Here is a 26,786-nt window from a genome sequence, read left to right on the forward strand (position 1 = left end):
GTGGAGAGTGGTTGGGATTTGGTGTGGACAAGTGGGTGCGAGCATTGCACCGCAGGCGTTTCGAAGCGTGGTGAAAATTTGTCCACATTGCACGGGCAAACCTGGCAGAGCCGGGCCCACGCTCGGCTGATACCCCCCTGAGCCGAGCGTAGGCTCGGCTCTACAGGGGAGCTGTGCGGTTTTCCACATGTGGCGTGGAAAGCGATGGGAGTTTGCTGTGGACAAGTGCCGGCGAACGTCACGCCGCAAGCGTTTCGCAGTGTGGTGATTTTTTGTCCATCGCCGGAAACGCGAACGCCCCGCACAGGGCGGGGCGTCCGGGGTCGATCCGATGCCGCTGGATCAGACGTTGAAGCGGAAGTGCAGGATGTCGCCTTCCTGCACGCGGTATTCCTTGCCTTCCAGGCGCAGTCGACCGGCTTCCTTGGCGCCGGCTTCGCCCTTGTACTTGATGAAGTCGTCATACGCGATGGTTTCGGCGCGGATGAAACCCTTCTCGAAGTCGGTGTGGATGACCGCGGCGGCCTGCGGGGCAGTGGCGCCCTTGCGCACGGTCCACGCACGGACTTCCTTCACGCCAGCGGTGAAGTAGGTCTGCAGGCCGAGCAGGCTGTAGGCCGCGTTGATCACGCGGTTCAAACCCGGCTCGCTCAGGCCCAGGTCGGCCAGGAAGGTATCGCGGTCCTCGTCGTCGAGCTGGGACAGCTCTTCTTCGATCGCGGCCGACACCGGCACCACCTGCGCGCCCTCGGCGGCGGCATGCGCGCGCACGGCTTCCAGGTGCGGGTTGTTCTCGAAACCGTCTTCCAGCACGTTGGCGATGTACATCACCGGCTTCAGGGTGAGCAGGAACAGGTCGCGCACCAGCGCCTTCTCTTCCTCGTCCAGGCCGGCCGAGCGGCCGGCCTTGCCCTCCGACAGCGCCGCCTGCAGCTTGGCCAGCACCGGCTTGCGCGCCGCGGCATCCTTGTCGCCGCCCTTGGCCGCTCGCTCGGCACGGTTCAGCGCCTTCTCGACGCTGTCCAGGTCGGCCAGCGCCAGCTCGGTGTCGATGGTTTCGATGTCCGAGATCGGGTCGACCTTGCCGGCCACGTGCACGATGTCACCGTGCTCGAAGCAGCGCACCACGTGGGTGATCGCATCGACTTCGCGGATGTGCGCCAGGAACTTGTTGCCCAGGCCTTCACCGCTGGCGGCACCGGCCACCAGGCCGGCGATGTCGACGAACTCGACCGCGGTCGGGATGACCTTCTGCGGGTTGATGATGCCCGCCAGCTCGTTCAGGCGCGGATCCGGTACCGGCACGATGCCGACGTTCGGCTCGATGGTGCAGAACGGGAAGTTCGCCGCGGCGATACCCGCCTTGGTCAGCGCATTGAACAGGGTCGACTTGCCGACGTTGGGCAGGCCGACGATGCCGCATTTGATACCCATGGGTGACAGCTCTCTGGGGTGAAAGTGATTGGTGAAACAGCGCGCGCGCTGCTTGGCCAATCCATCTCGGTGTCGATCATTGTGTGCCAACCAAGGTTGGCACCCACCGGAATCGGGAAGGTTGGCACCTACCCAAAGCGGTTTACTTCGGGGTGTGCAGCCGCTTCATCGCTTCGTTGAAATCGCCCTGCACCGCCAGCGGCAGCACGTCGATCGCATCGTCGATGGCGCGCGCGATCAGCACGTCGTCGTCCTTCGACGGGCGGCCGAGCACCCAACCCACCACGCGGTCCTTGTGGCCGGGATGGCCGATGCCCACGCGCAGGCGATGGAACCTGCCGTGGCCCAGCAGGCGCATGGTGTCGCGCAGGCCGTTCTGGCCGCCGTGGCCACCGTCGAACTTCAGCCGCGCCGCACCGGGCGGCAGGTCCAGTTCGTCGTGGGCCAGCAGGGTTTCCTCCGGCTCGATCTTCCAGAACCGCTGCGCGGCGGTGACCGACTTGCCGCTGAGGTTCATGAAGGTGGCGGGCTTGAGCAGCCACACCGTCTGCCCGGCGATCTCGACCTTGGCGGTCTCACCGAACAGCTTGCTGTCCACATTCCATCGCGCACCGGCTTTTTCCGCCAGGGCCTCAACGAAATGAAACCCGGCATTGTGCCGGGTCCGGGCGTGTTCCGATCCGGGGTTGCCCAGACCGACGATCAGTCGCAGTCCTGCCATCGTTCCTTCCAGTACGGTGCCTGCCCGGAGGCAGGCACCGTAACGGTATTACTCGGCGGCAGCCGCTTCTTCGTCAGCCTCGTCGGCCTTGCCGGCCTTGGCGGTGACGATGGCGTCGTCGTGGTCCTTGCCCAGCGCCAGGGCCGGGATTTCCACGCCCTTCGGCAGCTTGATGTCGGACAGGTACACCACGTCACCGGCCTTCAGCTCGCCCAGGTCGACTTCGATCGACTCCGGCAGGTCCTTCGGCAGGCAGGTGATGGTCACTTCCTTCAGTTCGTGGGTGACCACGACGTCGGCAGCCTTGCCGGCCGGCGAGGTGTCTTCGTTGACGAAGTGCAGCGGGACCGAAGCGGTCAGGGCTTCGTTCTCGTTCACGCGCTGGAAGTCCAGGTGCATGATCAGCTGCTTGTACGGGTGGCGCTGCATGTCACGCAGCAGGACCTTCTGCACCTGGCCATCCAGGTTCAGGTCCAGGATCGAGGCATAGAACCACTCGTTCTGCTGGGCCAGCCAGATTTCGTTGTGGTCCAGGCTGATGGCGACCGGCTCGGCGTTGCCGCCGTACACGATGGCCGGGATCACACCGGCGTGACGCAGGCGGCGGCTCGCACCCTTACGCTGCAGTTCACGCTTGGTGACCTTGATTTCATGGGTCTTGGACATTTTCGACTACTCAGGTTGTTGCCGCGCCCTGCGGCGTGGCGGTTGAAGATGCTTCCGCGACCAGAAGCATCCGGGTATGCCCCCGCCGTTGCCGGCAGGGGCGAAAAACTCAGTCGACGTACAGCGAGCTGACCGACTCGCCGAAGGCGATGCGGCGCATCGTTTCGGCCAGCATTTCCGCCACGCTCAGCTGGCGGATCTTGCTGCACACCCGCGCCGCGTCCTTCAGCGGGATGGTGTCGGTCACCACCAGCTCGTCGAGCTGGGAATTGGTGATGTTGTCCACCGCCGGGCCCGACAGCACCGCGTGGGTGCAGTAGGCGGCGACCTTGAGCGCACCGCGCGCCTTCAGGGCAGCGGCAGCGGCGCACAGGGTGCCGGCGGTATCGACGATGTCATCGACCATCACGCAGGTCTTGCCTTCGACGTCACCGATGATGTTCATCACGGTGGAGACGTTGGCACGCGGGCGGCGCTTGTCGATGATCGCCAGGTCGGCGTCATCCAGGCGCTTGGCCACCGCACGGGCGCGGACCACGCCGCCCACGTCCGGCGACACAACGATCAGGTTCTCGGTGCCGTAGGCGCGCCAGATGTCGGCCAGCAGCAGCGGGGACGCATACACGTTGTCCACCGGAATATCGAAGAAGCCCTGGATCTGGTCGGCGTGCAGGTCGACGGTCAGCACGCGATCAGCGCCCGCGGTGCTGAACATCTTGGCCGCCAGCTTGGCGGTGATCGGCACGCGCGAAGAGCGCATGCGGCGATCCTGCCGCGAGTAGCCGAAATACGGCACCACGGCGGTCACGCTGGCCACCGATGCGCGCTTGAGCGCGTCGATCAGCACCAGCAGTTCCATCAGGTTTTCCGCGCTCGGCGCGCAGGTCGGCTGGATCACGAACACGTCCTGCTTGCGGACGTTCTCCTCGATCTCCACCTGCACTTCACCATCGGAGAAGTGCGAGACCAGCGCCTTGCCCGGGCGAACCCCCAGTTCCTTGCAGATGTTCTGCGCCAGACGTTTGTTGGCGTTGCCGGAAAAGACCAGCAGGTTCGGGGACTCTTGCATCATGATTGTCTCGGGCGGGGACGAGTGGCGGGGATCCGGAGTCGGCAAGGACCCCGATGGACCCTTGCTGCTGACAACACCGCGGTTGTATCCACGTCCCGCGCGGGCGATGCGCTGGAAGGCGCGGACACAGCCGCTATTGGCAGGGGCGGTAGGATTCGAACCTACGAATGCCAGGATCAAAACCTGGTGCCTTGGGCCTCTTGGCGACGCCCCTGCATTGATAAATCAGTGTTGCTCGAGTGCATCCAGCAGTGGCGAACGCGCGACGCCCGCTGCCACCCTTGCCCGCAACTCCTTCGGCAATTTCGACCGTCCCTGCTCTGCAGCAGACTGCGACGCGAATTCGACGAAACAACCACTTCCCGAACCGGTCAGCCGCGCGGTGCCGATGTCGCTCAACGCGGCAAGCGCTGCCTCGACGGCAGGCTCACGGCGGCGCAGCACCGGTTCGAACGCGTTCCCGACCAAGGTCCCGGAAGCGAAGTCCTCTATTTTCGCCACTGGGCTGTCGCGCGTCAAATCCGGGTCTGCAAACAGGGCCGGCGTGGGAACATGAACGCCCGGTTCAACCACCACATACCAGGCCGGCGCCAGCGTGATCGGCTGCAGGCGCTCGCCCACCCCTTCTGCCCAGGCGTTGCGACCGCGCACGAACACCGGCACGTCGGCGCCCAGGCGCAGGCCCAGCGCGGCCAGCGCCTCTTCGTCCAGCCCGGCCTGCCAGAGCCGGTTCAGCACCACCAGTACCGTGGCCGCATCGGACGAGCCGCCACCGAAGCCGCCACCGGCAGGAACGTGCTTTTCGACGATGATGTCCGCACCTTGCGCGACCTTCGCCGCTTCCTGGAGCAGACGCGCGGCGCGCACCGCCAGATCATCGGCCTCGGCCACGCCCGCCAGGCCCTCGCCGTGCCGGCGCACCTGGCCGTCTTCACGCAGGCGCAGGCCGATGCGATCGCCCCAGTCCAGCAGGCGGAACACGGTCTGCAGTTCGTGGTAGCCGTCGGCCCGGCGCCCGGTGATGTGCAGGAACAGGTTCAGCTTGGCCGGGGCCGGCCACCAGGACCAGCCCGCGTCGTCGACTGCCCCGCTCATGGCGTGCCCTGCCCCCACTGGTCCACCAGAAGGCGCACCTTGGCGTCACCATTGCTGGCCTCGATCCGGCGCGGCAGCGCCGGCCGTCCGGCGTCGGCCGGGTACCAGTCCAGGTACTGTACCTGCCAGCCCATCTGCTGCATCCGGCGCGGCCGGCCTTCACCGTCGCGTTCGACCGTCTCGGGGCCGGCGGCGTCGCCGGCGACCAGCCCGCGGATCCACTCCGGCAACTGGTTAACCGGAATGTCCCAGCCGGTCGCCTCCAGCAACAGCTGCTGGGCGTCCTCGCCGTCGCGCGGGCCGCCCGTCAGTCCTTCCAGGCGGCCAGCTTCGGAATGGGTATCGCCGGTCAGCTTCCAGCTCTGCCGGGTCACCGGCGCGCTCAATTCCACCACGTAGCGGCGGCCTTCCTGCTTCCAGTCGATGCGACCGCTGCCGCCGTCCTTGCCCTTGCTGACCGCGACCCGGCCCTGGAAGGCCCAGTCCCGCTGTGCATGCAGGGCGGCCACGCGCGCCGCTTCGGCCTGCGCCGCTTCGGCCGAAACCGTCTCGACCACCGCCGGTGGCGGGGTCTTCTGCGTGCCCACGCTGGTACAGGCGGTCACCGCCAGGGTCGCAGCCGCCAACAGCAGTGGCCGGATCAGGGAAACACTCATGGATTGAATTTCTCGCGGACGCGCAGCAGCGCGCGGTTTTCAGGGTCGAGCTTGGCCGCTTCGTCGAAGAAGTGGCGGGCCTCGTCATGCTTGCCCAGCACCCACAGCACTTCGCCGACATGGGCGGCAATCTCCGGGTCCTTGGCCAGGGTCCAGGCCCGGCGCAGCTGCACCAGCGCTTCGTCCTTGCGGCCCAGGCGATACAGCACCCAGCCATAGCTGTCGACGATAGCGGCGTTGTCCGGCTCGGCGACGCGGGCGCGGTCGATCAGCTCCAGCGCCTCCTGCAGGCGCCCGGTACGGTCAGCCAGGGTGTAGCCCAAGGCGTTCAGGGCCGGCACGTTTTCCGGGTCGGTCACCAGGATCTTGCGCAGGTCGGCCTCGGCGCGCGGAATATCGTCACGACGCTCCCAGGTGAGCGCGCGGGCGTACAGCAGGCCATTGTCATCCGGGTAGGCGGCCAGGCCGCGGGCCAGCGCATCCAGTTCGCCAGCACTGTCATCGCCGCGCTGGCGCAGCTCGGCCTCCAGCAGATACGCGTCACGGCGCACATCATCATCGACCACCGCGTCGGACTGGATCGCGTGCACCTCATCCAGTGCCTGCGGCAGCCGTCCGGCCAGGGCCTGGGCGTTGGCCGCACGCAGGCGCGCCTCGCTCAGCTCATCACCGCCGGGCACACTGTGGTACCACTGCACCGCCTCGGGATAGCGCTTCAGGTATTCGGCGATCTTGCCCAGCAACAGGCGCTGCGCGGGGTCCGGCTTGGCCGCCTGCCGCGACAGTTCGTTGTAGAGGTTGGACAGCGCCGCCTTGTCGCCCTGCTTGGCCAACAGTGAAGCGCGCATGCCCCAGGTCTGCACATCCTGCGGGCCGAATGCCAGTACGCGCTCGGCCGCAGCCGGTTGCCCCAGGCTGTCGTAGGCGATGGCCACCGCATTGCGCAGCTCGGGGTCCTGCCGGGTCTTCGGCTCGACGTCGTGCAGCAGCGACAAGGCCTTGTCGGTCTCGCCGGCCTGCTGCAGCTGGCTGGCACGCAGCAACGCTACGCGCGGTTCTTCGGGGAAGCGCCTGACCACTTCATCAATCATGCGCCGCGCCAGGTCAGGCTTGTCCATGCGCAGGGCCAGGCGGCCGAACTCCTGCCAGGCCTCGATCTTCGGTGGAATGGCATTGGCATCGACCAGTTCGCCGAGCACCTGCGCCGGCACCGCCGGGTCGCGGCCACCGCCGATCAGCGCGGCCAGGGCGAACTTCCAGCCGCGCTCGTCGGGGTCGGCCAGCAGCGCCTGCAATTCAGTGCGGGCGGCCTTCACATCACCCTGGCGCATGGCCAGCGCACCGGCGGCGCTGCGCATGGTCAACGAACGCGGGGCGCGCTGCTGCCACAGGGCCAGGCCCTTGGCGGCGCTGGCGTCATCGTTGGCAAGCATGGAGATACGGGTCGCGCGCTCGGCCAGGCCAGCATCGCCGTCAGTCTGCTGCGCGGCCTGCAGGTACCAGCGCGCGGCCTCGGCCAGCTTGCCGGCCTGCAGGGCGAACTCACCGGCCATCACCGGCTCCAGCGCCAGTTCCCCGGTGGCCGCGGCCCGCACGGGGGCCTTGGGCGGCACCGCCGCCAGGGCCTGCGCGCAGGCCAGGGACAGCAGCAGAACACTGGGGATGCGAATCAATGCGGGCATCGTCGGCATCGGGGCCTTAAAATGTCGTCCAATGGCCAGCAGCTTATCGCAAGCAACTGAACAATGACCCTGTGGGTGCTCGGACTGAATCACCAGACCGCACCGGTGGAGCTGCGCGAGCGCGCGGCCTTCGCCGGTGAGGCGTTGCCGCGTGCGCTGGGCTCGCTGCGCGATACCCCGCAGATCGCCGAGGCGGTCCTGCTGTCCACCTGCAACCGCACCGAGCTGTACGCCGTGGCCGAGTCGGCACAGGCGCTGGACCAGTGGCTGCGCAGCCAGGCCGGCGACCTGCAGGGTTATCTGTACCAGCATGCCGATGCCGAGGCTGTGCGCCACCTGTTCCGGGTCGCCACCGGGCTGGACTCGATGGTGCTGGGCGAACCGCAGATCCTCGGCCAGGTGAAGGACGCCTGGTCGACCGCGCGCGACCATGGCCTGCTCGGCCAGCGCCTGGACCGCCTGTTCCAGCAGACCTTCTCGGTGGCCAAGCGGGCGCGCACCGATACCCAGGTCGGTGCCAACCCGGTATCGGTGGCGTCGGCCGCGGTGCGCCTGGCGCAGAACGCGTTCGCCCGGCTGGACGACTCCACTGTGCTGCTGGTTGGTGCCGGCGAGACCATCGAGCTGGCTGCACGGCACCTGAGCGAAGGCAAGGTGCGGCGGCTGCTGATCGCCAACCGCACCCTGGCCCACGCGCAGGAACTGGCCAGCCGCCATGGCGGCGTGGCCCTGCCGCTGACCGAACTGGACCGTCACCTGGGCGAGGCCGACGTGGTGTTCTCGGCCACCGCCGCGCGCGAGCCGGTGATCCATCGCGAGATGGTGGCCAAGGCCCTGCGTGCACGCCGGCACAAGCCGATGCTGCTGTTCGACCTGGCCGTACCGCGCGACATCGAAGCCGAGGTCGGCACGCTCAACGATGCCTTCCTCTACACCGTCGATGACCTGGAACGCGCGGTGGAAGACAACCGCCGTGGCCGCCGCGAGGCCGCCGCCGAAGCCGAGGCGATCATCGACCTGCAGGTATCGCGTTACGTCGAGACCCAGCAGGCCAGTGCCCATCAGGCGTCTTTGCGGCAGCTGCGTGCGTTCGGCGAGGCCACCCGCGCCGAGTTGCTGGAGCGCGCACGCCAGCAGCTGGCCAACGGCAAGCCCGCCGACGAAGTGCTGGAACTGCTGGCGCACGGCCTGACCAACCGCCTGCTGCATCCGCCGACCGCCGCACTGCGCGCCGCCGCGCTGAGTGGCGATGCCGACCTGACCCGCGCCGCCGAGCGCCTGTTCCCGGCCACGCCGCGCTACCACCACCCACCCGTGAGACCCGATGACGCCGACCCTGCGCCGTAAGCTGGAAGCGCTGGCCGAGCGCCGCGAAGAACTGGAACGCCTGCTCGCCGAACCCGACGTGGTCGCGGACAACACCCGTTTCCGCGACCTTTCGCGCGAATTCGCCCAACTTGAACCGGTCGCCACTGCACTGGCCGATGAAGCCCGTGCCAAGGCCGACCTGGCCGCCGCCGAAGGCATGCGCGCCGACCCCGACCTGCGCGAGCTGGCCGACGAGGAAATCGCCGCCGCGCAGGCGCGCCTGCAGGAACTGGAGCAGGAGCTTGCGCTGCTGCTGGTGCCGCGTGACCCGCGCGACGAAGGCAACCTGTTCCTGGAAGTGCGCGCCGGCACCGGCGGCGACGAAGCCGCGATCTTCGCCGGCGACCTGTTCCGCATGTACGCCCGCTATGCCGAGCGCCAGGGCTGGAAGGTCGAGATCGAATCGGACAACCCCGGCGAGCATGGCGGCTACAAGGAAGTGGTGGCGCGTGTGGTCGGCCGTGGTGCGTTCTCGCGCCTGAAGTTCGAATCGGGCACGCATCGCGTGCAGCGCGTGCCGGCCACCGAATCGCAGGGCCGTATCCATACCTCGGCCGCGACCGTGGCAATCATTCCCGAGGCCGACGAAGTCGATGACATCGTCATCAATCCGGCCGACCTGAAGGTGGATACGTTCCGCTCGTCCGGTGCCGGTGGCCAGCACGTCAACAAGACCGAGTCCGCGATCCGCATCACCCACGTGCCGACCGGCGTGGTGGTGGAGTGCCAGACCGAGCGCAGCCAGCACGCCAACCGCGACAAGGCGATGAAGCGCCTGAAGGCGCAGCTGCTCGATGCCGAGCGCCAGCGCCAGGACGCGGCACAGGCCGAGTCGCGGCGCCTGCAGGTCGGCAGCGGCGATCGCAGCCAGCGCATCCGCACCTACAACTTCCCGCAGGGCCGGATCACCGACCACCGCGTGGAAGGCCTGACGTTGTACGACCTGCCCAACATCCTGGCCGGTGACCTCGACCCGCTGCTGCAGCGGCTCAGCCACGAACACCAGGTCGACGCCCTGGCCCAGCTGTCGGCGGGCTGAGCACGATGACGGCCTGGCAGCAGCGGCAGCACCTGCAGCAGGCGATCGCACGCCAGCCCGGCGACTTCGTCGCCTGGGTGATGCTGGCCGACCTGGAACTGGAAGCCGGCGACATCGCTGCCGGCGAGCAGGCCGCACGACGCGCCCTGCAGCTGCGCCCCAACCACCCCGAAGCGCTGGCGCGGCTGGGGCGCGTGGCGTGGATGGCCGGCGCGCACGCCGACGCGGCGAAGCTGCTCGGCCAGGCCTCGGCATTGGCCCCGCAGCACCCGGGCATCGCGTTGTGGCTGGGCCACGCGCTGGAAGATGCCGATGATGCCGAAGGGGCGGCGACGGCCTATCGCCGCGCGCATGCGCTGATGCCGGGCGAACCCTATATCGCCGCCCAGCGCCTGGCCTGGCAGCGCCGCCTGTGCGACTGGCAGGACGTGGACACGCTGGCTGCGCAGGTGCGCAACGCGCTCGCCGCGGGTCAGGGTGCGGTGGAACCCTTCGCCTTCCTCAACGAAGACGCCAGCGCTGCGGAGCAGCTGGCCTGTGCGCGCGCACGCGCCGCGGTCGTTGCGTCGGCGGTGCGCCCCCTTCCTGCAGTGAAGGTTCGCGAGCACGGCGCGTTGCGCGTCGGCTTCCTCTCCAATGGCTTCGGCGCCCATCCTACCGGGCTGCTGACCGTGGCCCTGCTCGAACACCTGCGCCATGACCCGGCGCTGCAGCTGCACCTGTTCGCGCTGAACCGCGCCGATGGCAGCCGCATCCGCGAACGCCTGCAGGCTGCGGCCCGCCTGCATGACGTGGCCGCACTGCGGCATGCCGACATCGCGGCCCGCATCCGTGCACAGGGCATCGACCTGCTGTTCGACCTGCGCGGCTGGGGGGGCGGCGGCACGCCCGAAGTGCTGGCCATGCGCCCGGCCCCGTTGCAGCTGAACTGGCTGGCCTACCCCGGCACATCAGGTGCGCGCTGGCTGGATGCCGTGGTCGCCGACGAATTCGTGCTGCCGGCATCGCTGGAACCTCACTTCAGCGAACGCGTCCTGCGCCTGCCACGTGCCTTCCAACCCTCGGACAACACCCGCGTACTGGAACCGGCACCGTCCCGCGCCGAGTGCGGGCTGCCCGAACACGGCGTGGTGTTCTGCTGCTTCAACAACAGCTACAAGCTCAACCCGCGCAGCATGGGCCGCGCCTTCGCGGTGCTGCAGGCCGTGCCCGGCAGCGTGCTGTGGCTGCTGTCCGGGCCCGGCAAGGCCGACGCCCGCCTGCGTGCGGCCGCACAGGCCGCAGCCCTGGACCCGGCGCGCCTGGTGTTCATGGCCAAGCTGCCGCATCCGCAGTACCTGGCCCGCTATCAGCTGGCCGACCTGTTCCTCGACACGCATCCGTACAACGCGCATACCACCGCGTCCGACGCGCTTTGGGCCGGCTGCCCGGTATTGACCTGCCCGGGCGATACCTTCGCCGCGCGCGTGGCCGGCAGCCTCAACCATCATCTGGATCTCTCGCGGATGAACGTTGCCGACGATGCGGCGTTCATCGCCACCGCCAGCGCGCTGGGCAACAACCCGGCGGCGCTGGCAGCGTTGCGTGCCGAACTGGCGCAGGCACGCGAAGACAGTGGTGTATTCAACATGGCAGGTTTTGCCCATGACCTTTCCGCCCTGCTGCAGACGCTGGCGGGCGAGCAGGGCTGGCAGGGCGTCGACACCCCCTGAGCAACCGCTGCGTTACGCTCCGGCTTCCTCCCCGCGTGACGTAACGATGGCCAAGCTCAAGCGCAAGGACTACGACGAACTGCTGCTGCCGCTGCAGCTGGAACTGACTGCAATGGCGCGCTGGGTTCAGTACAGCGGGCAACGCCTGCTGGTGCTGTTCGAAGGCCGCGATACAGCCGGCAAGGGCGGTGCGATCCAGGCCATCAGCCAGCATCTCAACCCGCGCCAATGCCGGGTGGTGGCGCTGCCCAAGCCCACCGACCGTGAAGCCACGCAGTGGTACTTCCAGCGTTACGCCGCGCATCTTCCCGCCGCCGGCGAGATCGTGCTGATGGACCGCAGCTGGTACAACCGTGCCGGTGTTGAACGGGTGATGGGTTATTGCAGCGAAACCGAGTACCAGCAGTTCCTGCGCCAGGCGCCGGTGTTCGAACAGCTGCTGGTGGACGACGGCATCCTGCTGTTCAAGTACTGGTTGTGCGTGGACCAGGAGCAACAGGAAAAGCGCTTCGCCGAACGCCATCTCGATCCGCTGAAGGGCTGGAAGCTCTCACCGGTCGACCTGAAATCGCGCAGCAAGTACAGCGCGTACACCGAGGCCCGCGAGGCGATGCTGCGCGCGACGCATCGCGAGGCGGCGCCGTGGACGCTGGTGGACTTCAACGACCAGCGGCTTGGCCGGCTGACCCTGGTGCGAAACCTGCTGGACCGGTTGCCGGATACGCGGGTGGATGCACCGTTGCCGGAGCTGCCGAAGCTGAAGGGCAAGCTGCATCGCGAGCACTTCGATGTGCTGAAGCCGATCGAGGACTTCCCGGTCGAGGAATAGGGTGGGTCGGCAGGGCTTGCGGCCCTGCACCTGCCGAAGCCAGAGCAACGGCAACAGCCAGAGCAACGGCAACAGCAACAGCAACGGCGGGCTTCCTGAGGGATGGCGGGGCGGGTCCGGGTGCGGGGGGCGCTGCAAGTACGTCCATGTAAGCTCGGTCGCCGCATCCATGCGGCTCACGCCCCCGCACCCGGACCCACCCCGCCTTCGACAGATTTCCGCGATCTGTCGTTGATCCACACCATGCGTGGATGCTCTTCGAATTCAATTCGAAATATTCGATTTGTCTGGAGAATCATCCACGCATGGCGTGGATCTACCAGACATGAGGAATCTGTCAGAGGTGGGGCGGTGTCGGAGTGCGGGGTGTCAGCCGCATGGATGCGGCTGCCAAGCCTACATGGACGTACTTGCGGCGTCCCCGCACTCCGACACCGCCCCGCCATCCCACGGAATGCGCGCTGTTGCTGTTGCTCCGGCTCTGGCTGTGGCCTCTGAAGGTGCAGGGCGCAGCCCTGCCGAAAAACACACATAAAAAACAGCAGGCCGAGGCCTGCTGTTTCGGTGTAATGGTGCGCCCGGAGAGATTCGAACTCCCGACCGCCTGGTTCGTAGCCAGGTACTCTATCCAACTGAGCTACGGGCGCCAATTACATAAACTTGTTGTGCCGACTGTGTATGGTGCGCCCGGAGAGATTCGAACTCCCGACCGCCTGGTTCGTAGCCAGGTACTCTATCCAACTGAGCTACGGGCGCGCGGTACACAATCAAATTTTAAAACATTTCCAGCGGCGGATGCTGAAAACCTGTCGAGTGGTGCGCCCGGAGAGATTCGAACTCCCGACCGCCTGGTTCGTAGCCAGGTACTCTATCCAACTGAGCTACGGGCGCCCTGCGACAGGAGCGGAATTATGCGGATGTCGGCGCACACCGTCAACAGTTTTGTGAAAATTTTCATCCAACTGAATGAAAAAGCTGTCCGCCACGGCATCCGGTGCCTTCAGCCAGGCGAAATGATCGGCGCGCGTGCCCAGTTCCTGCGCGGACAGCACGCGCAGCTTCGCGTCCACATTCGGCAGCTTTGCGAGCAACGCCTGCATCGATCCGGTCGGAGCCAACCAGTCGTGTTCCATCAGTACGGCCTGTGCGCTGCCGTGCACGCGCGCCATCTGTGCGTCGAGGTCTTCACCCATGCCCGCGGCAGCGTAGTGGTTGTTCAGGCCGACGCGTGCCCAGTCGGCGATCAGTCCGCGTGCTTCGGTCCCACCGAAGCCGAGGCGACGGCCATGCAGCACGCCCTGGCGCTGCGCGATCCACGGCAGGAAGCGGTAGACCAGTGGCAGCAGCCAGCCGCGCGGTGGCGGGAATCCACGCCAGAACGGTGAGCCGCTGGCCGCCAACCACAAGTGATGGAAGTGCAGAGGGTTGCGGCCGGCATGCACGCAGGCCAGCTGCCCGCCCAGGCTGTGGCCACCGATGATCCAGGGCAGGGGGCCTGCTTCCTCGTCTGCGGCCGCCATGACCGCTTGGCTGGCCGGCAGATCCTGCTCGAGTACCTCGCGGTAGCCCCAGTCCTGCGCGCGCGACGGGCGTAGCGAGCTGCTGCCGTTGCCGCGCCACTCATGCAGGTAGACCGCCACGCCCTTCGCTGCCAGCGCCTGTGCCAGCGGCAGGTAGTGGCGCGCGGCCACACCCAGCGCTGGCAGCCACAACAAGCGGGCGATGGGCTGTGCGGGCATGCAGGCCACCACTTCGTAGCGATGCCCGTCGCTACACTGCACTGGAAGGAGGGCCGGCGTCAGGTTCATGCGTGCGGTGCCGCGCCGAAGTGGTCGAGCACCCGTACCTCGCTGCGGCCGGGGGCATAGCCCTGCTGCAGGCCGCGCGCAACGTAGTCGATGCCGGCTTCGCAGGCGTTGGCCAGGCTCAGGCCGTTGCACAGCTGCGCGGCGATGGCCGAGGCCAGCGTGCAGCCAGTGCCGTGTGCATCCAGCGGCAGGCGGGCGTGGATGAATTCTTCGCTGCTCACGCCGTCGAAGTAGCGGTCGATTACGCGGTTGCCTTCCTGCAGGTGGCCACCTTTCAGCAGCACCGCACCGGCACCCAGGTCGAGCAGGGCGGAGGCCACCTGTTCGGCGTCATCGCCGTTGCCGATCTTCCGTCCGGCCAGCAGCTCTGCTTCCGGCGTGTTCGGGGTGATCAGCGTGGCCAGCGGGATCAGCCGCTCACGCATTGCCTGCAGAGCGTTGTCTTCCAGCAGGCGCGCGCCGCTGGTGGCGACCATCACTGGGTCCAGCACCACGTGTGGCGGGTGATGGCGCTCCAACGCATCGGCGACGGCATTGATCACCTCGGTGTTGGCCAGCATGCCGAGCTTCACCGCATGGATGTCGAAGTCATCGAAGCAGGCATCCAGTTGTGCACGCAGGAAATCGATCGGCGGCACGTGCACAGCGATGACGCCACGGGTGTTCTGTGCGGTCAGTGCGGCGATCGCGGAGAGTCCGTGCACGCGATGTGCTGCAAAGGCCTTCAGGTCGGCCTGGATGCCTGCGCCACCGCCGGAGTCGGAGCCGGCGATGGTGAGGGCGGATACGGGAGTGGTCGGGCTCATCAGGCGATTGTGCCGTGGTCCCGCAGGGGAGGGTAGATCCACGCCATGCGTGGATGCCTTTGATCCGTCAGGCGGGGTCAGATCCCTTTTCAGCAGGAAAAGGGATCTGGCCCCCGCAGCGCGGCCCTCAATGCCGCCAACGCGCCCACTGCTGGTACACCACATAGCCCAGGCCGGTCAGGCCGGTGAGCAGGGCGGGAGCAAGCAGGGCGTCGTACTGCCAGCGCGCGAACAGCCAGGCGCCGATCACGCCGCCGGCGAGGAAGCCACTGATGATCAGGCCGCTGAGGGTCAGTCGTCGTACCTGCAACGGCAACCCGCGCAGCAGGTGGCCCAGGCCGATGCCGAGATCGGTGAACATGCCGCTGAGATGGGTGGTGCGTACCACCGCGCCGCTGAAGGTCGTAGCCATTGCATTCTGCAGGCCGCAGGCCATGGCGGCGGCCAGTGCGCCCCAGATCTGGTGCTCTTCAAACAGCGGAATGGCCACCAGCAAAAGAGCCGATTCCAGCGCCAGTGCCACGCCGTAGCGCCGGCCCAGCTGCAGGGTGCTGTCCTGGATCAGCAGGCCGCTGAGCATCGCGCCCAGCGAGAACGCGATCAGCAGGCCCCACAGGTGGCCGACCGCGCGCCAGTCACCCTGGGCCAGTGCCATGCCGAGCTGGCTGGTACTGCCGGTCATGTGGCTGACCGCCTGGTGCTCGAAACCGAGGAAGCCGACCACGTTGACCATGCCGGCCACGCACGAGAGTGCGACCGCGCCGATCCAGACCCAGGTGGGCAGGCGTATTCCCATCGGCGAGGCCCCTCAGGGCCCGCCGAAGCCGCCGTTGAACTGCAGCTCGCTGAAGGTGTTGCTGGCCGGGTCGAACACGGCGCCCCAGAACTGTGCGCCGCCATCGCAGACGCGAATCGCTTCACGGGCCGGATTGACGCCGCTGTCGTCAGGCAGGTGGAAGGCGTTGATGTAGATCAGCCGCTTGCCGGCGCTTTCGATGCCGACGTACTGGCGGTCGAAGTCCAGCACCTTCGGGACCTGCGCTTCCAGCGACGACAGCCTCGCCTCCAGCTGGTCGACCTGCTGCCGGCTGGGCGCCCAGTAACCCGACACCCGCCCGGCCTCGCGGCCGGGGCTGGGGCGCGAGCAGGTGTCGAGCACCTGCGCGGCGATGATCGGGCGGGTGACCACCCAGGACTGGCCGGTGCGCTCGGCGGTGGGCACGCTGGCCGGGCCGCGCGTGGTCGTACAGGCACCGAGCACGGCGGCGAGGGTGATCGCAGCCTTGGGCAGCAACAGGCGCGTGCAGCGGTTCACAACACCTCCGAAGCGTAATCGGCCAGGCGCGAACGCTCGCCACGGCGCAGGGTGATGTGCGCACTATGCGGCCAGTTCTTGAAGCGGTCCACCGCGTAGGTCAGGCCCGAGGTGGTTTCGGTCAGGTACGGGGTGTCGATCTGCTCGACGTTGCCCAGGCAGACGATCTTGGTGCCGGGGCCAGCACGGGTGATCAGCGTCTTCATCTGCTTGGGGGTGAGGTTCTGCGCCTCGTCCAGGATCAGGTAGCGTGACAGGAACGTGCGGCCGCGCATGAAGTTCATCGAGCGGATCTTGATGCGGCTGGCGAGCAGGTCGTTGGTGGCCTGGCGGCCCCAGGTGCCGCCTTCCTGGTTGTGCGTGAGCACTTCCAGGTTGTCGGTCAGCGCGCCCATCCACGGCGTCATCTTCTCTTCCTCGGTGCCCGGCAGGAAACCGATGTCCTCGCCAACGCTGACCGTGGCGCGGGTCATGATGATCTCGCGGTAGCGCTGCTGGTCCATCGTCTGCGCCAGGCCGGCGGCGAGTGCCAGCAGGGTCTTGCCGGTACCGGCGGTACCCAGCAGGGTGACGAAGTCGATCTCCGGGTCCATCAGTGCGTTGAGGGCGAAATTCTGCTCGCGGTTGCGTGCGCTGATGCCCCACACGGCATGGCTGCCGTGGCGGAAATCATCGACCAGCGACAGCACTACCTTGCCGTCGCCGACCACGCGGCTGACGCGCAGTTCGACTTCGTCTTCGCCGGGCAGGTAGACGTACTGGTTCGGGTACCACTCCTCGCCATCCTGCGCCTGGATCTCGTAATGGCTGCGGCCCTTGTCGCTCCAGCTGCGCAGATCCTCGCCGTGGCGCTTCCAGAAGTCTTCGGGCAGCTCGGTGGCACCGGTGTAGAGCAGGCTGAAATCGTCCAGTGCGCGGTCGTTCTCGTAGTCCTCGGACACGATGCCGGCGATGGCGGCCTTGATCCGCAGGTTGATGTCCTTGGAGACGAACACCACCGGCAGGTCGGGGGTTTCTTCCTTCAGGGCCAGGATCGCGCCGAGGATGGCGTTGTCCGGGATCACCTTGCCGAAGCTCTTGCCAGCATCGAAATGACTGGTCTGGAAGCGCAGCTTGCCGGCGCTCTGCTTGCCGCGCAGCTGCAGGCCATTGGGCCGCTGCAGCGGAATGCCGTCGGCCAGGTTGTCCAGCCCGGAGGCCTGCACCAGCTCGTTGAGGAAGCGGCTCACCTGGCGGGCGTTGCGGCTCGCCTCGGAGGTGCCCTTCTTGCCGTTGTCCAGCTCTTCGATCACCTGCATGGGCAGGTAGACGTCGTGCTCCTCGAATTTGAACAGCGCGGTGGGATCGTGCATCAGCACGTTGGTATCCAGCACGTAGATGCGCTTGCCTCGGGTCATCGTCGATTCCTGGTTACGGACAGGGAAAAACCACCACGGCCTGCTGCAGGGCAGGGTGATGGCAGACACAGTAGGCAGTGGGACTCACTTGGACTGGGAGGCCTTCAGTTCGGCGAGAACGGCATCGGCATGGCCGGCGACCTTGACCTTGCGCCAGGACTGCACGATGCGGCTGTCGGGGGAAATCAGGAAGGTGCTGCGTTCGATGCCGCGTACCTGCTTGCCGTACATGTTCTTCATCCTGATCACGTCGAAGGCGGTGCACAGCGCTTCGTCGCCATCGCTGACCAGTGGGAAATTGAAGCCCTGCTTGGCACAGAAGTTGTCGTGCGACTTCACCGAGTCGCGCGAGACGCCCAGCACGACGGCGCCGGCTTTCCTGAACTTCGGCAGCAGGGCGTTGAAGTCGATGCCTTCGGTGGTGCAGCCCGGGGTGCTGTCCTTGGGATAGAAGTACAGCACCAGCCATTGGCCGGCATAGTCGCCGAGGGTGGCCTGGTCGCCGCCGGACAGGGCCAGCGGCAGGGAGAGGGTGGTGCTGTCCAGGGTGTCGCCGTTGTTCATGAGGTCCTTCTGTCGAGCCTGGGTTCTTGCCATTACAGCTACATGAAACGCCACGCGCCCGTGAGAGACGCGCGAAGAATCAGAACTTCATCGGATCCATGATCGCGTCCAGGTTCAGGTGGTCGCAGAACTCGAGGAAATCGTCGCGCAGCGCGGCGATGTGCATGTTGGCCGGCACGCCGATGGTGACCTGTGCGCTGAACATTTCCGCGCCGGTCTGCATGGCGCGGTAGCGCGTGCTCTGCAGGTTCTCGATGGTGATGCCCTGGCGGTCGAAGAAGTCGGCCAGCTGGAACAGGATGCCCGGCTTGTCGGCGGCGATCACTTCGACGATGTACGGCAGCAGGTTGGACTGCGCCTGCTTGGCGGCGGTGCGGTACCAGACCAGCTTCAGGCCTTCCTCGCGCTCCAGCCGGGTCAGCATCGCCTCAAGCTTGGCCACCGAGTCCCAGGAGCCGGTGGCCAGGGCGGTGACCGAGACATCGCGGCCGACCGTGGCCAGGCGTGCATCCACCAGATTGCAGCCGCTGTCGGCGATGCGGCGGGTGACGGACAGCAGGGGGGACTCCGGATGCGTCGTATAGGCGTTGATCAGGAGGTGGTTTTCGCTCGGCGCGGGGCGCGGGGTGGTGTCGGTCAAGGCGATTCCGGGTAATGCATGCGTTAGTCTGAATGCCCGCCAGAGGCGGGGATCCACCGGTGTCCAGCATACTTGCCCGTGCTTTCGCGCCGCAAGTAACATTCAAGTCGCCCCCGGCCTTTCGTGGCGGGCGTTTTCCCTTCCCAGCCAAGAGCAGCACGTCCTTGTCCCTTTCCGGCCTCATCACCGCGCTGGCGACCCCGTTCCGGGCCGACGGCGCCCTCGATCCCGACGGTTGGCAGCGCCTGCTGCACCTGCAACTGGAAGGTGGCGTCCATGGCGTTGTCGTAGCCGGCTCTACCGGCGAAGCGGCAACCCTCACCGACGCCGAGTACGACCTGCTGCTGGCCAGCGCGGTCGAGCGCATCGGCGGTCGCATTCCGGTCATGGCCGGTACCGGCCTTTCGGGCACTGCCAAGACCATCGAACAGACCCGTCGTGCCGCCGCCCTCGGCGCCAGCCACGCGCTGGTGGTCACGCCGCCGTACGTGCGCCCCACCCAGGCCGGCCTGATCGCGCACTACCGTGCGGTGGCCGACCAGGGCGGGCTGCCGGTCGTGCTGTACAACGTGCCCGGCCGTACCGGTTGCGACATGCAGCCTGAGACTGTGGCCGAGCTGGCCAGCCACCCCAACATCGTCGGCATCAAGGAGGCGGTGGGCGACACCGGCCGGGTGCAGGCGCTGCTCGCTCTGCGCAGCCCACAGTTCGCCGTGCTCAGCGGGGACGACGGTACGGCCGCGCGTTCGATCCAGGCCGGTATCGACGGCCTGATCTCAGTGGGTTCCAACGTGCTTCCCGGTGCCTACCGCCGGATGTGCGAGCTGGCCGCCGCACACGACCACGAAGCCACCGCGTCGTGGGATGCGCGCCTGCATCCCTTCCATGATTTCTGCGGCGTCGAACCGAACCCGATCCCGGTCAAGGCGCTGCTGCGCCGCATCGGCATCGGTCACGACCTGCGCCTGCCACTGCTGCCGTTGTCGGCAGCGCATCATCCGGCTGCCGACCATCTTGCCGGCGACATCGCCGCCCTCGAAGCCCTTTCCAGCCACTGACCTTCCGTCTTGGTCTGACCCAGGAGATTCACATGCGTCAATCCGTTTCCACCGTCCGCGTGCTGTCCTATGCCCTGCTTGCCGTGGCGGTCGCTGCCGGCACCACCGGCTGCTTCAAGCGCGGCGCCAAGGGCGACTACGCTCTGGCCCCGGAAATGCGTCCGCTGGAAGTGCCGCCGGACCTGAACCTGCCCAATGCCACCACCGACAACAAGGTGCCGACGTTGGCCTCGGCCACCAAGCCGGCGGCGCCGGTTGCTGCGGCTCCGGCAGCCGGCAGCACCGGTTTCACCATTGCCGGTGGCAAGGATGAAGCCTTCGCCAAGGTCGGTACCGCACTGGAAGGCGTGGAGGGCGTGACCATCGCCAGCCGCGCGCAGTTGCTGGGTTCGTACGACGTGGCCTACGAGGGCAGCAACTTTCTGGTCCGCGTAGTGGCCGTCGATGCCGGCGCCTACATCTCCGCGGTTGACCCGCGTGGCCTGCCGGCCACCGCCGAAGCGCCGGTGAAGCTGATCGCCGCACTGAAGGCGAAGCTCGCCCAGTAAGGGCTGGTCGGGTGGCTGCGGGCCTTGGTCCGCACCCGCTCTGGTAGCGGCCGACCTTGGTCGGCGCTTCTGTGCCAACCTCTGTGCCAACCAGGGTTGGTACCTACCAGGTCGCGCGGTTGGCACCTGCCGGAGCGCACGGTTGGGGTCTGCCGAAGAACAGAAAAGGGCGCCCATGGGCGCCCTTTTCGTTACCGCCGTGGGCGCTTCTCAGCGCTCCAGCAGCTTCAGCTTGTCCGGCTTGCCATCCCAATCGCCAGCGTCGGCGGGCGGGTCCTTGCGCACGGTCAGCACCGGCCACTCCTTCGCCAGCTCGGCGTTGAGGGCAACGAAGCCTTCCTGTCCGGCAGGAACATCGTCCTCCGGGAAGATCGCATTGACCGGGCACTCCGGCTCGCAGAGGGTGCAGTCGATGCACTCATCCGGGTCGATCACCAGGAAGTTCGGGCCTTCGTGGAAGCAATCCACGGGGCACACTTCCACGCAATCGGTGTGTTTGCACTTGATGCAGTTTTCGGTGACGACAAAGGGCATGGGCTTGGGGGTGGATCGATTCCTGAACCTGCCAATTCTAGAACAGGTTGGCCCCCGGTGTCGGCGCGGGGCGGAGAACGGGCGTCTGGCAGGCGCGACCGTGGGAGTCATTGGCGGCACGGCAGGGGCTGTGCGACGCTGCGGGGCACTCGGTCGCCCACCGTGGCCTGACTCCCTTCCCAGCAGGATCGTCCATGTCCCAAACCCAGCCCAGCACCGCGCCCCATGGCGGTGAGAACACTGCATTCATCGTCCTGATCAGCTGCGTGGCCACTCTTGGTGGATTCCTGTTCGGTTTCGACAGTGGTGTCATCAATGGCACGGTCGATGGCCTCCGCCAGGCCTTCAACTCCAGTGAGGCGGCGCTTGGTTTCGAAGTCGCCTCGATGCTGCTGGGCTGCGCGATCGGCGCCTTCCTGGCCGGGTGGCTGGGTGATCGCCTGGGGCGCCGCGGTGTCCTGATCGTGTCCGCGCTGATGTTCCTTGTCTCGGCGCTCGGTGCCGGCGCGGCCCATGCGTCCTGGCTGTTCATCGCCGCCCGCGTGCTGGGCGGTTTCGCGGTGGGCGCGGCCAGCGTGATGTCACCGGCCTACATCGCCGAAGTCGCCTCGGCGCGTTACCGCGGCCGGCTGGCCACGGTGCAGCAGATGGCGATCATCTGCGGTTTGTTTGCGGCCTTCCTCAGCAATTACCTGCTGGCGCGTGCCGCCGGCGCCTCGACCGCGCCCCTGTGGCTGGGCCATGAGGCCTGGCGCTGGATGTTCTGGATGCAGGGGCTGCCCTCGGGGCTGTTCCTGCTGTTGTTGCTGGTGATCCCGGAAAGCCCGCGCTTCCTGGTGTTGAAGGGGCGGCAGGGGCAGGCGAGGGCGGTGCTGGCGCGGCTGTACGGCGAGGCCGCGGCCACCGCCAAGCAGGCCGAGATCGAAGCCAGCCTGGCCCAGGACCAGCACAAGCCGCGCTTCGGCCACCTGCGCAACAAGGCTACCGGCAAGTTGCGCCCGATCCTCTGGGTGGGTATCGGCCTGGCCATCTTCCAGCAGCTGGTCGGCATCAACGTGGTGTTCTACTACGGCGCGGTGCTGTGGCAGGCGGTGGGTTTCTCGGAAAGCGACGCGCTGCTGATCAACGTGTTGTCCGGCGCGCTGAGCATCGGTGCCTGCCTGCTGACGGTACTGCTGATCGACCGCATCGGGCGCAGGCCGCTGCTGTGGATCGGTTCGGTCGGCATGTCGGTGGCGCTGGTGCTGATGGTGGTGGCGTTTGCCAGCGGCAGCCTCGTCGATGGGCGCCTGCAGCTGTCCGATGGCATGGGGCGGCTGGCGCTGGTGGCAGCCAACGTCTACGTGGTGTTCTTCAACATGTCCTGGGGCCCGGTGATGTGGGTGATGCTGGGCGAGATGTTCCCCAACCAGATCCGCGGCCCGGCGCTGGCGGTGGCGGGTGCGGCGCAATGGACCTCGAACTTCGCGATCACCGTGACGTTCCCGATGCTGCTGGCCGGCATCGGCCTGGCCGGCGCCTATGGCATCTACGCCGTCGCGGCGATCCTCTCGATCGTCTTCGTGGTCCGCTACGTGCGCGAGACCAAGGGCAAGGAGCTGGAGCAGATGGAAGGCTGACGGCGACTGGCTTCGGTTGCATTCGTTGGCGCCTCGGTGTCATCGAGGGCGAAGGCGGGGCAGCCCAATCCGGGACACGCCGTAAACCCATCCATGGGGGCTCGATGGCGCCATCCATGGCGCCAACGGTCCCGGCTTGAGCTGCCCCGCCTTCGCGTCAGGCATTGCGGTTCTGGCGGACGCAGGTCTGCGCGTCGGGATTGAATTGGCTGCGGAGGGGCGAAGCTGTTCGTGCCGCCTTCGCGGGAAACTGTCTGGAGGGGGCGGGCCACCCTTTTCTGGACCGTTGGCGCCATGGATGGCGCCATCGAGCACCATGGATGGGCTCTTGCGTGTCCAGAAAAGGGTGGCCCGCCCCCTCCCACGCAGGAACAGGGGGGCGCTACTGCGACCAAACCGATCGATGCCAATGCAAATCCCGGAAAACAGAAAAGCCCGCACAAGGCGGGCTTTTTCGGTTCCTGCTGCGGCGACTGGCGCTCCCTAGGGGACTCGAACCCCTGTTTTAGCCTTGAGAGGGCCACGTCCTAACCACTAGACGAAGGGAGCGTAACTGTGTCGCTGCCGAGGCAGGAGCGCTAGTATATGCACCTCGATGCCATTGGGCAATCCCGAAACTTCAACCGGAAGCGCCAACATCATTTCCCCTGCTACATCACCGTTCAGCCTGCGCGTCATCCCGCGCGACCAGCACACGATCTCCCGCAAGGACATCAGCCCGAACGCCCTGCGCGTGCTTTATCGCCTGCGCGATGCCGGCTTCGGCGCCTACCTTGTCGGCGGCGCGGTGCGCGACCTGCTGGTCAATGGCCAACCCAAGGATTTCGACGTGGCCACCGATGCCACGCCCGAACAGGTCAAGCAGCTGTTCCGCAACTGCCGCCTGATCGGTCGTCGGTTCCGCCTCGCCCACGTTGTGTTCGGCCGCGAAATCATCGAAGTCGCCACCTTCCGTGCCAACAGCGATGACGGCAGCGGCGACCGCGAGATGGAAAACGGCATGCTCGTGCGCGACAACGTGTACGGCACCATCGAAGACGACGCCGTCCGCCGAGACTTCACCTGCAATGCCCTGTACTACGCCATCGAGGACTTCTCGGTGCGCGACTACACCGGCGGCTTCGAAGACGTCCAGGCGCGCCTGATGAAGCTGATCGGCGATCCCGAGCAGCGTTATCGGGAAGACCCGGTGCGCATGCTGCGTGCGGTGCGCCTGGCGGCCAAGCTCGGTTTCCAGATCGAAGAGGGGACCGCTGCGCCCATCCCGCACCTGGCCGGCCTGCTCAATGAAGCCGCGCCGGCGCGCCTGTTCGAGGAAGTGCTCAAGCTGTTCCTGTCCGGGCACGGCGTGGCCAGCTTCGAAGGCCTTGAGCGTTACGGCCTGCTCGACGTGCTGTTCCCGGAGAGCGCCAGGGCGCTGAAGTCCAACCGCACCGGCGCGCTGCGCCGCATGCTGGTCGAAGGCCTGGCCAACACCGATGCCCGCGTGGCCAACGACGAGCCGGTCTCGCCGGCGTTCCTGTTCGCGTTGCTGCTGTGGCCGGCGTTCTGCCGCGCACAGGCGACCCTGCTCAAGCAGGGGGTGGCACCGGAAGAGGCGCAGCGCCGCGCCGCCGACCGGGTCACCGTGCAGCAGCTCAGCACCATCGCGCTGCCGCGCCGATTCTCGCTGCCGATGCAGGAGATCTGGCTGCTGCAGTCGCGCTTCAGCTCGCGCCAGCGCAAGCGCGTGTTCCGTACCCTGACCCACCCGCGCTTCCGCGCCGCGTTCGATTTCCTCAGCCTGCGCCAGGTCGCTTCGTCCGAGCATGCAGTGGATGTCGAGTTCTGGCGCGAAGCACAGGCGCAGTCCGGTCGCGAGCTGGAGTCGTCGCTGGATGCAATGCACAGTGAAGACGGCGATGACGAGAGCGGGGCACCGCGCAAGCGCCGCCGTCGCCGTCGACGTCCCGGTGCTGCTGCGGCGGGCGAGTAAGCGATGACCCTCGCCTGGATCGGCCTCGGCGCCAACCTTGGCGACGCAGCCGCGACCGTGGGCGCGGCGATTGCCGCGCTGGACGGCCTGCCGGGAACGCGCCTGCGGCAGGCCTCGCGGCTCTATGCAACCCCGGCCTGGGGCAATGAAGACCAGCCGCCGTTCGTCAATGCCGTGGCTGCGGTCGAAACCACCTTGGCGGCCGATGAGTTGCTGCATGCCATGCTGGCGCTGGAGCGGGGCTTTGGCCGCGTGCGCGATCCGGCGGTGCACTGGGGGCCGCGCGCGCTGGACCTGGACCTGCTGCTGTATGGCACGCAGGTCCTCGATCAGCCCGGTCTGCAGGTGCCCCATCCCTACCTGCACGAGCGCGCCTTCGTGTTGGTGCCGCTGGCCGAAATTGCGCCTGATCTGGCCATTCCCGGTCATGGCAGCGTGCGGGATGCAGTGGTGCGGGTGGATGCCTGCGGGATTACGCCGATAGGGTGATAATGACCGGGTTATCTCCCCCGGTTATCAGCACATGAGCACCCACGCAGACAGCAAGCCCTGGACCGTTCCCGCCCTGGCCGAGGCCAAGCGCAATGGCCAGAAGCTGGTCATGTTGACCGCCTACGACGCCGGCTTCGCCCGCACCTTCGATGCCAACGGCGTCGATCTGATCCTGATCGGCGATTCGCTGGGCATGGTCGTGCAGGGTCATGATTCGACCCTGCCGGTGACCGTGGCCGACATGGTCTACCACACCCGCGCCGTGGCCCGCGTGCTGCAGCGTGCGCTGCTGGTGGCCGACCTGCCGTTCGGCGCCGACGCCACCCCGGAACGCGCGCTGGATGCATCGCTGCAGCTGCTGCAGGCCGGTGCCGAGATGGTCAAGATCGAAGGTGCCGGCTTCAAGGTCGACATCATCCGCTACCTGGTCGAGCGCGAGATTCCGGTCTGCGCGCACCTGGGCCTGACCCCGCAATCGGTGCTGCGCCTGGGCGGCTTCAAGATCCAGGGCCGCGGCGATGCTGCGCGCCAGCTGGTGGAGGATGCCAGGGCCGTGGCCGCCGCAGGCGCCAGCATCATGGTGCTCGAATGCGTGCCGACCCCCGTCGCCGCCGAAGTGACCGCTGCGGTGGATGTGCCGACCATCGGTATCGGTGCTGGCCCGCAGTGCGATGGCCAGGTGCTGGTGCTGCACGATTTCCTCGGTCTGGACAGTGGCCATCGCCGTCCCAAGTTCGTCAAGGATTTCCTTGCCGAAGGCGGCTCGGTGGCCGGTGCCACCCGCGCATTTGCCGACGCCGTGCGCGACGGCAGCTTCCCCGACGAACAGCACGCGTACGCCCAATGATCCAGACCTTCAACGAGCTCGGCGCGCTGCGCGGGCAGATCGCCCAGTGGAAGCGCGAGGGCCTGCGCGTGGCGCTGGTGCCGACCATGGGCAACCTGCATGGGGGCCACCATTCGCTGGTGGCCCTGGCCCGCCAGTATGCCGACAAGGTGGTGGCGAGCATCTTCGTCAACCCGACCCAGTTCGGGCCGAACGAGGACTTCAGCCGCTACCCGCGCACGCCCGAGGCCGACGTGGCCGGGCTGGAGCAGGCTGGCTGTGATGCGGTGTGGCTGCCCAGCGTCGAGGCGATGTACCCGCTGGGCGTGGACAAGACCACGCGCGTGCACGCGCCGGGCGTGAGTGAAGTGCTGGAAGGTGCGAGCCGTCCGGGGCACTTCGATGGCGTCTGCACGGTGGTGGCGCGCCTGTTCCTGCAGGTGCAGCCGGACGTGGCCGTGTTCGGTCGCAAGGATTACCAGCAGCTGGCAGTCATCAGGCAGATGGTGGCCGAGCTGTCGTTCCCGATCCAGATCGTCGGTGCGGAGATCGTGCGCGACGAGGATGGCCTGGCCAAGAGCTCGCGCAACCAGTACCTGAGCGCTGAACAGCGCCCGGTCGCGACCACCATCCACCGGACCCTGCTGGGCATGCGCGAAGGCTACGTGGCCGGGCAGGCACGTGAACGCATCGAGGCCGAGGCCACTGCCGCATTGCAGGCGGCCGGTTTCCAGGTTGACTACGCGGTGCTGCGCACTCCGGAGCTGGCCGAGCCGACCTTCGACGGCGGCGGCCGGGTGGCGCTGATCGCCGCGCGGCTGGGTACCACCCGGCTGATCGACAACCTGGAGTTCTGAGTTCCGGCGATGCCGCGCGATGCATGGGGTCAGATCCCTTTCCCAGCGGAAAAGGGATCCGCCCCCGGTTTCA

26 protein-coding genes and 5 tRNA genes are annotated in these 26,786 nt (G+C 67.2%); 11 read left to right on the plus strand and 20 right to left on the minus strand.

All coding sequences use genetic code 11. The annotated features are described in order from the left end of the window. Positions 1–342: 342 nt before the first annotated feature. The 8 genes from ychF to ACM0PK_RS08575 all read right to left on the minus strand — a co-directional run bounded on the left by ychF (position 343) and on the right by ACM0PK_RS08575 (position 7,326). Positions 343–1,434, minus strand: a complete 1,092-nt coding sequence (gene ychF / locus ACM0PK_RS08540; protein WP_005415403.1) for a redox-regulated ATPase YchF — start codon at positions 1,432–1,434, stop codon at positions 343–345. 142 nt (positions 1,435–1,576) lie between these two features. Then, positions 1,577–2,155 (minus strand): aminoacyl-tRNA hydrolase, encoded by a 579-nt coding sequence (gene pth / locus ACM0PK_RS08545; protein WP_088496489.1) that lies wholly within the window; start codon positions 2,153–2,155, stop codon positions 1,577–1,579. Between the two features lie 48 nt (positions 2,156–2,203). Continuing rightward, a complete protein-coding gene (locus ACM0PK_RS08550; RefSeq protein ID WP_005408191.1) occupies positions 2,204–2,821 on the minus strand; it encodes a 50S ribosomal protein L25/general stress protein Ctc in 618 nt (205 codons plus the stop codon). A 109-nt stretch (positions 2,822–2,930) separates the two neighbouring features. Beyond that, positions 2,931–3,890 (minus strand): ribose-phosphate diphosphokinase, encoded by a 960-nt coding sequence (locus ACM0PK_RS08555; RefSeq protein ID WP_005415400.1) that lies wholly within the window; start codon positions 3,888–3,890, stop codon positions 2,931–2,933. A 140-nt stretch (positions 3,891–4,030) separates the two neighbouring features. Beyond that, positions 4,031–4,107: transfer RNA gene (locus tag ACM0PK_RS08560), tRNA-Gln, on the minus strand. An 11-nt stretch (positions 4,108–4,118) separates the two neighbouring features. After that, the gene (gene ispE, locus ACM0PK_RS08565) at positions 4,119–4,988 is read right to left on the minus strand and encodes a 4-(cytidine 5'-diphospho)-2-C-methyl-D-erythritol kinase (RefSeq protein WP_111202207.1); all 870 of its coding nucleotides are present in this window, start codon (positions 4,986–4,988) and stop codon (positions 4,119–4,121) included. After that, a complete protein-coding gene (gene lolB / locus ACM0PK_RS08570) occupies positions 4,985–5,644 on the minus strand; it encodes a lipoprotein insertase outer membrane protein LolB (protein ID WP_111202206.1) in 660 nt (219 codons plus the stop codon). Before lolB ends, ispE begins: the two co-directional genes overlap by 4 nt. After that, on the minus strand, positions 5,641–7,326 hold the full coding sequence (locus ACM0PK_RS08575) for a tetratricopeptide repeat protein (protein WP_181452514.1): 1,686 nt from the start codon (positions 7,324–7,326) through the stop codon (positions 5,641–5,643). Before ACM0PK_RS08575 ends, lolB begins: the two co-directional genes overlap by 4 nt. Positions 7,327–7,389: 63 nt before the next feature. On the opposite strand from ACM0PK_RS08575, the gene hemA reads away from it, so the two are divergent. From hemA to ppk2, 4 genes are read left to right on the plus strand one after another with little or no spacing between them, the layout of a single operon-like run. Continuing rightward, positions 7,390–8,673 (plus strand): glutamyl-tRNA reductase, encoded by a 1,284-nt coding sequence (hemA, locus tag ACM0PK_RS08580; RefSeq protein ID WP_414607160.1) that lies wholly within the window; start codon positions 7,390–7,392, stop codon positions 8,671–8,673. Next, positions 8,651–9,733 (plus strand): peptide chain release factor 1, encoded by a 1,083-nt coding sequence (gene prfA / locus ACM0PK_RS08585; protein ID WP_014036080.1) that lies wholly within the window; start codon positions 8,651–8,653, stop codon positions 9,731–9,733. The genes hemA and prfA overlap by 23 nt, the downstream gene beginning before the upstream one ends. Positions 9,734–9,738: 5 nt before the next feature. Next, the gene (locus ACM0PK_RS08590; RefSeq protein WP_414607159.1) at positions 9,739–11,445 is read left to right on the plus strand and encodes an O-linked N-acetylglucosamine transferase, SPINDLY family protein; all 1,707 of its coding nucleotides are present in this window, start codon (positions 9,739–9,741) and stop codon (positions 11,443–11,445) included. 46 nt (positions 11,446–11,491) lie between these two features. Further along, positions 11,492–12,274 (plus strand): polyphosphate kinase 2, encoded by a 783-nt coding sequence (gene ppk2 / locus ACM0PK_RS08595; RefSeq protein ID WP_111202202.1) that lies wholly within the window; start codon positions 11,492–11,494, stop codon positions 12,272–12,274. Between the two features lie 570 nt (positions 12,275–12,844). Here ppk2 and ACM0PK_RS08600 read toward each other — a convergent pair. From ACM0PK_RS08600 to ACM0PK_RS08645, 10 genes are all read right to left on the minus strand, one after another. Continuing rightward, positions 12,845–12,921 (minus strand) — tRNA-Arg (locus ACM0PK_RS08600). Positions 12,922–12,953: 32 nt separating this feature from the next. Continuing rightward, positions 12,954–13,030, minus strand: a tRNA-Arg gene (locus ACM0PK_RS08605). 58 nt (positions 13,031–13,088) lie between these two features. Next, positions 13,089–13,165, minus strand: a tRNA-Arg gene (locus ACM0PK_RS08610). Next, a complete protein-coding gene (locus tag ACM0PK_RS08615) occupies positions 13,156–14,082 on the minus strand; it encodes an alpha/beta hydrolase family protein (protein WP_260808651.1) in 927 nt (308 codons plus the stop codon). Before ACM0PK_RS08615 ends, ACM0PK_RS08610 begins: the two co-directional genes overlap by 10 nt. Beyond that, on the minus strand, positions 14,079–14,888 hold the full coding sequence (gene thiD, locus ACM0PK_RS08620) for a bifunctional hydroxymethylpyrimidine kinase/phosphomethylpyrimidine kinase (protein WP_088496463.1): 810 nt from the start codon (positions 14,886–14,888) through the stop codon (positions 14,079–14,081). The genes ACM0PK_RS08615 and thiD overlap by 4 nt, the downstream gene beginning before the upstream one ends. A gap of 127 nt (positions 14,889–15,015) precedes the next feature. After that, positions 15,016–15,684, minus strand: a complete 669-nt coding sequence (locus ACM0PK_RS08625) for a YoaK family protein (protein ID WP_053500054.1) — start codon at positions 15,682–15,684, stop codon at positions 15,016–15,018. Positions 15,685–15,696: 12 nt separating this feature from the next. Then, positions 15,697–16,203, minus strand: coding sequence for a hypothetical protein (locus ACM0PK_RS08630; RefSeq protein ID WP_065185214.1), 507 nt, complete (start codon positions 16,201–16,203; stop codon positions 15,697–15,699). Continuing rightward, positions 16,200–17,600: a PhoH family protein gene (locus ACM0PK_RS08635; RefSeq protein ID WP_414607488.1), complete on the minus strand. Its 1,401-nt coding sequence runs from the start codon at positions 17,598–17,600 to the stop codon at positions 16,200–16,202. The genes ACM0PK_RS08630 and ACM0PK_RS08635 overlap by 4 nt, the downstream gene beginning before the upstream one ends. 84 nt (positions 17,601–17,684) lie before the next feature. After that, positions 17,685–18,164 (minus strand): peroxiredoxin, encoded by a 480-nt coding sequence (locus ACM0PK_RS08640; RefSeq protein ID WP_005416113.1) that lies wholly within the window; start codon positions 18,162–18,164, stop codon positions 17,685–17,687. Between the two features lie 79 nt (positions 18,165–18,243). Next, a complete protein-coding gene (locus tag ACM0PK_RS08645) occupies positions 18,244–18,804 on the minus strand; it encodes a glycine cleavage system transcriptional repressor (protein ID WP_005409051.1) in 561 nt (186 codons plus the stop codon). A gap of 164 nt (positions 18,805–18,968) precedes the next feature. Between ACM0PK_RS08645 and dapA the strand changes: the two genes are divergently transcribed. Further along, on the plus strand, positions 18,969–19,862 hold the full coding sequence (gene dapA / locus ACM0PK_RS08650; RefSeq protein WP_061480294.1) for a 4-hydroxy-tetrahydrodipicolinate synthase: 894 nt from the start codon (positions 18,969–18,971) through the stop codon (positions 19,860–19,862). 32 nt (positions 19,863–19,894) lie between these two features. Then, positions 19,895–20,410: a hypothetical protein gene (locus ACM0PK_RS08655; protein WP_005416115.1), complete on the plus strand. Its 516-nt coding sequence runs from the start codon at positions 19,895–19,897 to the stop codon at positions 20,408–20,410. A 210-nt stretch (positions 20,411–20,620) separates the two neighbouring features. Here ACM0PK_RS08655 and fdxA read toward each other — a convergent pair whose 3' ends face one another. Further along, complete coding sequence (gene fdxA / locus ACM0PK_RS08660) at positions 20,621–20,944, minus strand: ferredoxin FdxA (protein WP_301909210.1); 324 nt, start codon at positions 20,942–20,944, stop codon at positions 20,621–20,623. Positions 20,945–21,138: 194 nt separating this feature from the next. On the opposite strand from fdxA, the gene ACM0PK_RS08665 reads away from it, so the two are divergent. After that, positions 21,139–22,563 carry a sugar porter family MFS transporter gene (locus tag ACM0PK_RS08665; protein WP_414607489.1) on the plus strand — a complete coding sequence of 475 codons (1,425 nt, stop codon included), beginning with the start codon at positions 21,139–21,141 and terminating at the stop codon, positions 22,561–22,563. A 474-nt stretch (positions 22,564–23,037) separates the two neighbouring features. Here the strand turns inward: ACM0PK_RS08665 and ACM0PK_RS08670 are convergent. Continuing rightward, a tRNA-Glu gene (locus ACM0PK_RS08670) sits at positions 23,038–23,112 on the minus strand. A gap of 52 nt (positions 23,113–23,164) precedes the next feature. Here ACM0PK_RS08670 and pcnB point away from each other — a divergent pair. Genes pcnB through panC form a run of 4 tightly spaced genes read left to right on the plus strand, consistent with a single transcriptional unit; the run spans position 23,165 to position 26,713 of the window. After that, positions 23,165–24,538, plus strand: coding sequence for a polynucleotide adenylyltransferase PcnB (gene pcnB / locus ACM0PK_RS08675; RefSeq protein WP_095377484.1), 1,374 nt, complete (start codon positions 23,165–23,167; stop codon positions 24,536–24,538). A gap of 3 nt (positions 24,539–24,541) precedes the next feature. Continuing rightward, positions 24,542–25,027 (plus strand): 2-amino-4-hydroxy-6-hydroxymethyldihydropteridine diphosphokinase, encoded by a 486-nt coding sequence (folK, locus tag ACM0PK_RS08680; protein WP_414607490.1) that lies wholly within the window; start codon positions 24,542–24,544, stop codon positions 25,025–25,027. A 34-nt stretch (positions 25,028–25,061) separates the two neighbouring features. Then, positions 25,062–25,877 (plus strand): 3-methyl-2-oxobutanoate hydroxymethyltransferase, encoded by an 816-nt coding sequence (gene panB, locus ACM0PK_RS08685; RefSeq protein ID WP_014646749.1) that lies wholly within the window; start codon positions 25,062–25,064, stop codon positions 25,875–25,877. Beyond that, the gene (panC, locus tag ACM0PK_RS08690; protein WP_134970159.1) at positions 25,874–26,713 is read left to right on the plus strand and encodes a pantoate--beta-alanine ligase; all 840 of its coding nucleotides are present in this window, start codon (positions 25,874–25,876) and stop codon (positions 26,711–26,713) included. Before panB ends, panC begins: the two co-directional genes overlap by 4 nt. Positions 26,714–26,786 lie beyond the last annotated feature (73 nt).

It is taken from the genome of Stenotrophomonas sp. FR010, assembly GCF_047520755.2.
Taxonomy (GTDB): Bacteria; Pseudomonadota; Gammaproteobacteria; order Xanthomonadales; family Xanthomonadaceae; genus Stenotrophomonas; species Stenotrophomonas sepilia.

What these genes read in the sequence shown, in the direction of transcription:
- folK (WP_414607490.1), top strand. Translation starts at nt 24,542, where the DNA reads ATGACCCTCGCCTGGATCGGCCTCGGCGCCAACCTTGGCGACGCAGCC.
- panC (WP_134970159.1), top strand. Translation starts at nt 25,874, where the DNA reads ATGATCCAGACCTTCAACGAGCTCGGCGCGCTGCGCGGGCAGATCGCC.
- ACM0PK_RS08655 (WP_005416115.1), top strand. Translation starts at nt 19,895, where the DNA reads ATGCGTCAATCCGTTTCCACCGTCCGCGTGCTGTCCTATGCCCTGCTT.
- ACM0PK_RS08555 (WP_005415400.1), bottom strand. Translation starts at nt 3,890, where the DNA reads ATGCAAGAGTCCCCGAACCTGCTGGTCTTTTCCGGCAACGCCAACAAA.
- fdxA (WP_301909210.1), bottom strand. Translation starts at nt 20,944, where the DNA reads ATGCCCTTTGTCGTCACCGAAAACTGCATCAAGTGCAAACACACCGAT.
- ppk2 (WP_111202202.1), top strand. Translation starts at nt 11,492, where the DNA reads ATGGCCAAGCTCAAGCGCAAGGACTACGACGAACTGCTGCTGCCGCTG.
- ACM0PK_RS08625 (WP_053500054.1), bottom strand. Translation starts at nt 15,684, where the DNA reads ATGGGAATACGCCTGCCCACCTGGGTCTGGATCGGCGCGGTCGCACTC.
- lolB (WP_111202206.1), bottom strand. Translation starts at nt 5,644, where the DNA reads ATGAGTGTTTCCCTGATCCGGCCACTGCTGTTGGCGGCTGCGACCCTG.
- thiD (WP_088496463.1), bottom strand. Translation starts at nt 14,888, where the DNA reads ATGAGCCCGACCACTCCCGTATCCGCCCTCACCATCGCCGGCTCCGAC.
- panB (WP_014646749.1), top strand. Translation starts at nt 25,062, where the DNA reads ATGAGCACCCACGCAGACAGCAAGCCCTGGACCGTTCCCGCCCTGGCC.
- ispE (WP_111202207.1), bottom strand. Translation starts at nt 4,988, where the DNA reads ATGAGCGGGGCAGTCGACGACGCGGGCTGGTCCTGGTGGCCGGCCCCG.
- ACM0PK_RS08640 (WP_005416113.1), bottom strand. Translation starts at nt 18,164, where the DNA reads ATGAACAACGGCGACACCCTGGACAGCACCACCCTCTCCCTGCCGCTG.
- ACM0PK_RS08550 (WP_005408191.1), bottom strand. Translation starts at nt 2,821, where the DNA reads ATGTCCAAGACCCATGAAATCAAGGTCACCAAGCGTGAACTGCAGCGT.
- ACM0PK_RS08615 (WP_260808651.1), bottom strand. Translation starts at nt 14,082, where the DNA reads ATGAACCTGACGCCGGCCCTCCTTCCAGTGCAGTGTAGCGACGGGCAT.
- ACM0PK_RS08635 (WP_414607488.1), bottom strand. Translation starts at nt 17,600, where the DNA reads ATGACCCGAGGCAAGCGCATCTACGTGCTGGATACCAACGTGCTGATG.
- prfA (WP_014036080.1), top strand. Translation starts at nt 8,651, where the DNA reads ATGACGCCGACCCTGCGCCGTAAGCTGGAAGCGCTGGCCGAGCGCCGC.
- ychF (WP_005415403.1), bottom strand. Translation starts at nt 1,434, where the DNA reads ATGGGTATCAAATGCGGCATCGTCGGCCTGCCCAACGTCGGCAAGTCG.
- ACM0PK_RS08590 (WP_414607159.1), top strand. Translation starts at nt 9,739, where the DNA reads ATGACGGCCTGGCAGCAGCGGCAGCACCTGCAGCAGGCGATCGCACGC.
- pth (WP_088496489.1), bottom strand. Translation starts at nt 2,155, where the DNA reads ATGGCAGGACTGCGACTGATCGTCGGTCTGGGCAACCCCGGATCGGAA.
- hemA (WP_414607160.1), top strand. Translation starts at nt 7,390, where the DNA reads ATGACCCTGTGGGTGCTCGGACTGAATCACCAGACCGCACCGGTGGAG.
- ACM0PK_RS08665 (WP_414607489.1), top strand. Translation starts at nt 21,139, where the DNA reads ATGTCCCAAACCCAGCCCAGCACCGCGCCCCATGGCGGTGAGAACACT.
- ACM0PK_RS08575 (WP_181452514.1), bottom strand. Translation starts at nt 7,326, where the DNA reads ATGCCCGCATTGATTCGCATCCCCAGTGTTCTGCTGCTGTCCCTGGCC.